The sequence below is a fragment of the Sphingomonas elodea ATCC 31461 genome (assembly GCF_000226955.1).
GTDB lineage: Bacteria > Pseudomonadota > Alphaproteobacteria > Sphingomonadales > Sphingomonadaceae > Sphingomonas > Sphingomonas elodea.
This window is the reverse complement of record NZ_AGFU01000018.1, coordinates 39,152-45,779: the sequence shown is the minus strand read 5'-3', so window position 1 is coordinate 45,779 and position 6,628 is coordinate 39,152. Positions and strand designations below refer to the sequence as shown.

5 protein-coding genes and 1 tRNA gene are annotated in these 6,628 nt (G+C 70.2%); 5 read left to right on the top strand and 1 reads right to left on the bottom strand.

The annotated features are described in order from the left end of the window. The 4 genes from KK7_RS20255 to hemW form a co-directional block, all read left to right on the top strand. On the top strand, positions 1–1,799 hold a 1,799-nt coding region (locus tag KK7_RS20255; protein WP_010543894.1), incomplete at its 5' end, for an efflux RND transporter permease subunit. Beyond that, positions 1,796–3,313 carry an efflux transporter outer membrane subunit gene (locus KK7_RS0106820; RefSeq protein WP_010543893.1) on the top strand — a complete coding sequence of 506 codons (1,518 nt, stop codon included), beginning with the start codon at positions 1,796–1,798 and terminating at the stop codon, positions 3,311–3,313. The genes KK7_RS20255 and KK7_RS0106820, both read left to right, overlap by 4 nt. Before the next feature lie 38 nt (positions 3,314–3,351). Then, positions 3,352–3,425, top strand: a tRNA-Gly gene (locus KK7_RS0106815). 11 nt (positions 3,426–3,436) lie between these two features. Next, positions 3,437–4,579 (top strand): radical SAM family heme chaperone HemW, encoded by a 1,143-nt coding sequence (gene hemW / locus KK7_RS0106810; RefSeq protein WP_010543892.1) that lies wholly within the window; start codon positions 3,437–3,439, stop codon positions 4,577–4,579. 4 nt (positions 4,580–4,583) lie between these two features. On the opposite strand, the gene KK7_RS0106805 is transcribed toward hemW, so the two are convergent. Next, entirely contained in the window at positions 4,584–5,783 is a 1,200-nt protein-coding gene (locus KK7_RS0106805) for a penicillin-binding protein activator (RefSeq protein ID WP_010543891.1), read from the bottom strand. Positions 5,784–5,794: 11 nt separating this feature from the next. Between KK7_RS0106805 and rsmI the strand changes: the two genes are divergently transcribed. Continuing rightward, positions 5,795–6,628 carry a 16S rRNA (cytidine(1402)-2'-O)-methyltransferase gene (gene rsmI / locus KK7_RS0106800; protein WP_029622977.1) on the top strand — a complete coding sequence of 278 codons (834 nt, stop codon included), beginning with the start codon at positions 5,795–5,797 and terminating at the stop codon, positions 6,626–6,628.

The window sequence follows — 6,628 nt, the reverse complement described above, 5'->3', positions numbered from 1 at the left end:
ACCGCCAGTTCTCGGTGACGATCGTCTCGGCGATGGTGCTTTCGGTGCTGGTCGCGCTGGTGCTGAGCCCCGCGCTCACCGCGACGCTGCTCAAGCAGAAGAGCCAGGAAAAGGACATCGAGGAAAGCTGGCTCGCCCGCCGCTTCCCCTGGATCGGGCGCGGGCTGACCAGCGCCAAGACCAGGTTCAACAACGGCTTCGACCGCGGCGTCGATCGCTATGTCCGCGGCGTTCAGGCGGTGGTGGATCGCAAGTGGATCTTCCTGCTGCTCTACCTCGTCGTCTGCGCGCTGCTGGTGCTGATGTTCGTGCGCCTGCCCACCGGCTTCCTGCCGACCGAGGACCAGGGCGCGGCCTCGCTGCAGATCCGCCTGCCCGCCGGCGCTACCATGTCGCGCACCAAGGAGGTGCAGCTCGCGGTCGAAAAATACTTCCTCACCAAGGAAGCCAAGAACGTCTCGGTCATGTTCTCGGTCGCCGGCGGCGGCGGGGGCGGCGGCCCGGCGGGCCAGAACACCGGCCAGGGCTTCCTCAACTTTGCCGACTGGTCCGATCGCAAGGGCAAGGAAAACAGCGCCGACGGCATCGTCACCCGCGCCTCGGGGGCGTTCCGCAACTTCCGCGACGCGCAGGTCTTCGCGCTGGTGCCGCCGGCGATCCGCGGCCTCGGCCAATCGACCGGCTTCACCATGGAGCTGCTCAATTCCAGCGGGATGCCGCGCGACCAGTTCCTCGCCGCCCGCGACAGGCTTCTCGCCGCCGCCATGGCCGATCCCGAGCTGACGGCGGTGCGCCTGACCGACCTGCCCGACGTCGCCACGCTCAAGGTCGATCTCGACCAGCAGAAGCTCGCCACGCTGGGGCTCAGCCAGACCGACGTGAACTCGACGCTGTCGACCGCGTGGGGCGGCCGCTACGTCAACGACTTCATCGATCGCGGTCGGGTGAAGCGCGTCTATGTGCAGGGCGATGCGCCGTATCGCTCCGAACCGAGCGATCTCGCCCAGTGGTTCGTGCGCAGCAGCAACGGCCAGATGGCGCCGTTCACCTCCTTCGCCACCACCAGCTGGGCGACGGCGCCGACCTCGATGGCGCGGTTCAACGGCGTGCAGTCGTTCGAGTTCAGCGGCCAGGCGGCGCCGGGCAAGAGCTCGGGCGAGGCGATGAAGCGTATCGCCGAGCTTGCCGCGCAGATCCCCGGCACCAGCGTCGCCTGGGCGGGGCTCTCCTATCAGGAGCGGCTCTCCTCGGGCCAGGCGCCGCTCCTGTACGGCGTGTCGCTGCTCGTCGTGTTCCTGTGCCTGGCGGCGCTGTACGAAAGCTGGTCGATCCCGATCGCGGTGCTGCTGGTCATCCCGCTGGGCCTGGTCGGTGCGATCTTCGCGGTCACGCTGCGCGGCCTGCAGAACGACGTCTATCTGCAGATCGGCCTGCTCACCACCATGGGCCTGGCCGCCAAGAACGCGATCCTGATGATCGAGTTCGCCGAGCAAGCCGAGAAGGAGGGCAAGCGGGTGATCGAGGCGGCGCTGGAAGCGGCCCGCATCCGCCTCCGCCCGATTCTGATGACCAGCCTCGCCTTCATCTTCGGCGTGTTGCCGCTGGCGATCTCCACCGGCGCGGGCGCCAACAGCCGCGTGGCGATCGGCACCTCGGTGATCGGCGGCATGCTGACCGCGACCATCCTCGCCATCTTCTATATCCCGCTGTTCTTCGTGCTCGTCCGCCGCGGCGTGCGCGACGGGCTGGCCGCGCTGCGCAACCGTGGCCGCCGCAACCGGCCGGAGGCCCAGGCATGAAGCGCGTTCTGCTCCTCCTCTCGACGGCAGCGCTCGCCGGCTGCTCGATGGCGCCGAAGGACGTCCGTCCCGCGGCGCCCGTGCCGCCCAGCTGGCCGGTGGGCGACGCCTATCTGCGTACCAGCGAGGCGACGCTTCCCGCGCTCACCTGGCGCGATGTGTTCCGCGATCCGCGGCTGCAGACGCTGATCGAACAGGCGCTCGCCAACAATCGCGACCTGCGGGTGGCGGCGGCCAACATCGCGGCCGCGCGGGCGCAGTACCGCATCCAGCGGGGCGCGCAGTTCCCCGAGGTTGATGTCAGCGCGGGCATCACCGAGCGGCGCGGCAATGTGAACAATATCGGCAATGTCGGCGGCGGCGCCGGCAATGCGGGCGGGAATGCCGGTGGAAATGCCGGTGGAAATGTCGGCGGCGGACTGCGCACCAACTACACGACGCAGGCCGGCATCACCGGCTTCGAGCTGGACCTGTTCGGCCGCCTCGCCTCGCTCACCCGCGCCCAGCAGAACAGCTATTTCGCGACCGAGGCCGGCGCGCGCGCGACCCGCCTGACGCTGGTCGGCGACATCGCCACCGCCTGGCTCAACTATGCCTCGGACGCGAGCCTGCTCGCCGTCGCCGAGCAGACCGCGAAGAGCGCGGGGGATAGCGTGCGGCTCACCCGGGCGCGGCTGGAAGGCGGCGTCGCACCGCGGACCGACCTGCGCCAGGCCGAGCAGATCCTCGCGGCGGCACAAAACGACGTCGCGCGCCAGACCACCGCGCTGGCGCAGGACGTGAACGCGCTGCGCCTGCTCGCGGGTTCGGAGGTCGACCCATCGCTGCTGCCCGCCTCGATCGAACAGGCGGCCCCCAGCATCGCGGCGGTGCCCGCGGGGCTCGATTCGAGCATCCTGCTCCGCCGGCCCGACGTGGTGCAGGCCGAGTATCAGCTGCGCGCCGCCAATGCCCAGATCGGCGCGGCGCGGGCGGCACTGTTCCCGCGGATCAGCCTCACCAGCGTGCTCGGCTTCGCCAGCACGGCGCTGACCAGCCTGTTCAACGGCGATGCGTTCACCTGGCAGGCGGGCACCACTGCCAGCTACCCCATCTTCCGGGCCGGCGCGGCGCGTGCCAATGTGCAGCTGAGCGAGGCGCAGCAACAGGCGGCGGTGGCCAGCTACGAGCGTGCGGTGCAGACCGCTTTCCGCGACGTCGCCAATGCGCTGGCCACGCGCGGCACGATCGATGCGCAGCTCCGCGCCACCCAGCTCCAGGCTGATGCCGCCGCCGACACCTACACGCTGGCGAACGCCCGCTATCGCGGCGGGATCGATACCTTCCTGCAGAGCCTCGACGCGCAGCGCTCGCTCTATTCGGCACAGCGCCAGCTGGTGACGGTGCGCCTTACGGCGGCGACCAACCTCGTGAACCTCTACCGCGCGCTCGGCGGCGACTCTCAGCTGGAGGTCACGCGTGCGGGGCCACGGCCGGTGCCTTCGTCCGGAACCGCCAGCGGCACAGGCGGTTGACCGCACGCCCCTGCTTGTGGCAGGCGCTGTCGCAGCGGGCGGGTATAGCACAATGGTAGTGCAGCAGCCTTCCAAGCTGAATACGCGGGTTCGATTCCCGCTACCCGCTCCATTTTGCATCCCATGACAGATCCATCCGCCCCGCTCGCACTGTATGTGCATTGGCCGTTCTGCGTGTCCAAATGCCCTTATTGCGACTTCAACAGCCATGTCCGCGAAAGCGTCGACCAGGCCCGGTGGCGCGACGCGCTGCTGGCCGATCTTGCGCATGAGGCGGCGGTGCTGCCGGGACGGCGGCTCGGCTCGATCTTCTTCGGCGGCGGCACGCCCTCGCTGATGCCGCCGGCCACGGTCGCGGCCATCCTGGACGCGGCGGAGCGCGCCTGGGGCTTCGAGGACGGCCTCGAGATCACGCTGGAGGCCAACCCCTCCTCGGTCGAGGCCGAGCGCTTCGCCGATATCGCAGCGGCCGGCGTCAACCGCGTCTCGCTGGGGCTGCAGGCGCTGGACGATGAGGCGCTGCGTTTCCTCGGCCGCGCGCACGGCGTCGACGAAGGGCTGGCGGCGCTCGCCACCGCGCAGGCGGCCTTCCGGCGGGTAAGCTTCGACCTGATCTACGCCCGCCCCGGCCAGTCGGTGGACACCTGGGAAGCCGAGCTGCGCCGCGCGATCGGATTCGGCACCGAGCATCTCTCGCTCTACCAGCTCACCATCGAACCGGGCACGCGATTCGCCACGCTGGCGGCCAGGGGCCAGCTGACCATTCCCGATGCCGATCTGGGCGCCGACCTGTTCGAGACGACGCGGGCGATCACCGCGGCGGCGGGGTTGCGCGCCTACGAGATCTCGAACCATGCCCGGCCCGGCGCCGAGAGCCGGCACAACCTCACCTATTGGCGCTACCGCGACTATGCGGGTATCGGCCCCGGCGCGCATGGCCGGCGCGGGGGTCTGGCAACGCTCCGCCACAAGAAGCCGGAAAACTGGCTGGCCGCGCTCGACCGCAACGGCCACGGCATGGAGCGCGAGGACGTGCTCGCGCCGTACGACCGCGCCACCGAAGCGCTGCTGATGGGCCTGCGCATCGCCGAGGGCGTCGATCTCGACCGCGTGGCGGAACTGGGCGGCGGCACCGCGCCCGTTGACGGCGCCGCGCTCGACCGGCTGGTGCGCCTCGGCCTCGCCGAACACGACGGCAGCCGGCTGCGGATCACCGAAACCGGCATGCCCGTGCTGGAGGCGATCCTGCGCGAGCTGGTGGCGTAACGCCTCAGTTCGCGCTGGCGGGCGCCGCCGACACCGTCACGATCGATCCGTCGCGCACTTCCTGCACCTCCAGCGCGCGTGCGGCGATGCCGTCGCGGCCGAAGCGGAAGGCGCCGTCGACGCCGCCGAAATCATGGTCGACCAGCATCGCGGCCGGGAAGTCGCTGTTGTTCTTCCACTCGCGCGCGATCCGTACGGTCAGCAGCACCGCGTCATAGCCGAGCGCCGAGAGGCGATAGGGCGCGGCGCCGAAGCGGTTGCGATACTTCACCGCATATTGCCGGTACACGCCGTCGGGCACGCTGGCGAACCAGGAGCCGTTGAGCACCGGGCGGCTGGCGATGGCCGAATCGGTATTCCACAATTCGGTGCCGAGCACCCGCGCGGCCTTGCCGGCGGCCGAGCGGCGGATCGCCGGCACCGCCAGCGTCGCCGATCCCGCGCTGCCCGCGATCAGGATCGCTTGGTAGGGCACGCCCGAAAGCTTGGCGATCGCGCTGTTCATCGAGCCCGGCCGCGCATCGTAATTCTGCATCGCCAGCACCTTGCCGCCGGCGCTTTCGACCGCGCGGAGGAACGCGGTCGAGCTGCGCTGGCCGTAGATGCCCGAGGGTATCAGCCCGGCGAACTGGGTGATGCCGTTGCCCTTGGCATATTCGACCACGCGCTCGATCGACTGGGCCGGCGAATAGCCGAGCAGATAGACGCCGCCGCCTGCCGCGCTCGCATCGTTGGAGAAGCTGAGTACCGGCACCCGCGCCTTGCGGGCGGCGGGGGCGACCGCACGGGCATCTTCGGCCAGCAGCGGACCGAGGATCAGCTTGTTCCCCTCGGCAATCGCGCGGTCCGCCGCCGCCGCGGCGCCGCCGGGTCCGGCGGTATCGTAGCTCGTGATGCGGATCGCGTCGGTGTTGGTGTCGAGGATCGCCAGCTGGGTCGCGTTCTGCAGCGAGCGGCCGAGCCCGGCATTGGTCCCGCTGAGCGGCACCAGCAGCGCGACGCGGTGGCGCGCGACGTCCTGCGGCAGCCCTTGCGTGATCGGCGTGCTCGGGCGCTCTGCCGGGCGCTCCACCGGCGCAGGCGGCGCGGGAGGCGGACCGCCGCGCGGTGCCACGCACGCGCTGGCCAGCAGGGTGAGACCGGGAACGGCCAAACGAAGGAACGCGAAGCGTCCCGGTTGCGATCTGCCGCTGCCCTCTGCCATGACTCTCCCCAATGGAACCTACACTTGCGCCCGGCCTCTATATCGTCGCCACTCCGATCGGCAATCTCGGTGACCTGTCGCCGCGCGCCAGCATGATACTCTCTCAAGCCGATGTGGTTGCAGTGGAAGATAGCCGGGTGACCGCCGGTCTGCTCCGCCACATCGGGGTGAAGCGACCGATGCAGCCCTATCACGATCATAATGCCGATGCCGTCCGCCCGGGCCTGATCGCGCGGATGGGCAGCGAGGCGGTGGCGCTGGTGTCGGACGCGGGCACCCCGCTGATCTCGGATCCCGGCTACAAGCTGGTCCGCGACGCCCGCGCCGCCGGCCACACCGTGGTGACGATTCCGGGCCCCTGCGCCGCCATCGCCGCACTGACGCTCGCGGGCCTGCCCACCGACCGCTTCTTCTTCCTCGGCTTCCTGCCGAGCAAGGCACATGCCCGGGCGGAAGCCATCGCAGAAGTCGCCGCGATCAAGGCGACGCTGGTGCTCTACGAATCGGGCCCGCGCCTCTCTGCCTGCCTCTCGGCGCTGGCCGAAGGACTGGGCGACCGCGAGGCGGGCGTCGCACGCGAGATCACCAAGAAGTTCGAGGAGTGCGTGACCGGCACCCTTTCCACCCTCGCCGCCCGCTATGCCGAGGCGCCGCCCCGGGGCGAGATCGTGATCATCGTCGGCCCGCCGGGCGAGGCGCCGCCCGCCACGCTCGAGGACGGCGAGGCGGCGCTGGTGGAGGCACTTACCCGCCTGCCCGCCTCCAAGGCGGCAGGGGAAGTCGCAAAGAAGCTGGGGCTGGACCGCAAGGCGCTCTATGCCCGCGCGATGGAATTGAAGGGGTGA